Source organism: Citrobacter sp. VF227 (assembly GCF_052950715.1).
Genome location: NZ_JBRFVF010000397.1, coordinates 1 through 468 on the forward strand (window position 1 = coordinate 1; position 468 = coordinate 468).

General features: G+C 63.9%; 1 protein-coding gene. It reads right to left on the bottom strand.

Translation table 11 applies throughout. The features are described from left to right. A partial coding sequence (locus ACU8YC_RS26945; protein WP_446896253.1) for a hypothetical protein occupies positions 1-232 on the bottom strand: 232 nt, incomplete at its 3' end. Positions 233-468 lie beyond the last annotated feature (236 nt).

Below are 468 nucleotides of genomic sequence, written 5' to 3' on the forward strand. Positions count from 1 at the left end.
CCTCGTAGATGGCCGGCTGCTTGCCGGAAACGGTAGTCGCCGCCTCCTGCGTCTTGCTGCCTTCCAGATCGTCGCCCTTGCTCATGAAGTACAGGGTGCCGCCCACGGAAAGTCCTACGGCCACCAACATGGCGACCACGATCAGGATGATGAGTTTCAGTCGCCCCTTGCCCGCTGGCGCCGCATCCGGCCCGGTGGGCGGCACCGCTGCGGGAGCCTGTTTCTTAGCCATGCCAAATATCCGTCATCAACAGCGTTTCGTTGTGGGTTTTGCGAGTTCGGAGCAACAGCTGTGCCAACGTCCTTTCACCGGCACGGCTACGGCGCCAGCCAAATGCGGCTCGGACAAGGTATCAGGAAATCGAAGACGGCAACCTCTGCGCCAGGCCCGGGACAGCGACAAGCACGACGGGCGGCCACAGGCCGGCGCCACCTCGAGGCTGCGCCGGCGTCGGAAGATATTGGCGG